This is a genomic window from Pseudomonas sp. E45-MNA-CIBAN-0222 (assembly GCF_040310405.1).
Classification (GTDB): Bacteria; Pseudomonadota; Gammaproteobacteria; order Pseudomonadales; family Pseudomonadaceae; genus Stutzerimonas; species Stutzerimonas stutzeri_AC.
Window position 1 is genome coordinate 1 of sequence record NZ_JBEOPU010000139.1, and the last position, 261, is coordinate 261.

Below are 261 nucleotides of genomic sequence, written 5' to 3' on the forward strand. Positions count from 1 at the left end.
TTTTTATACCGTTGTTAAACTTCAGGAGTCCTACATGCGTTATTCGTTATTAGCAGTGGCCGTCAGTTGTACATTAATGCTTACGGCGTGTAATAAGTCAACAGATACGGCGGAGCCAACTGCTGATACTAGCAGTAGCGCTGTGACAACAGCTGAAACAACCTCTCAGACAGCATCTTCTGCTACGTCAGATTTTAAATCTGCTGAAAATATCGCTATGAATATTACAGGTGCAGGAGCGTCGTTCCCGCAGCCTATCTA

At 44.1% G+C, this 261-nt stretch carries 1 protein-coding gene; it reads left to right on the forward strand.

Annotated elements, in window-relative coordinates:
* Window positions 1–34: 34 nt before the first annotated feature.
* The coding region (locus AAEZ08_RS23070) for a hypothetical protein (protein WP_500125200.1) at window positions 35–261 on the forward strand (227 nt) is incomplete at its 3' end.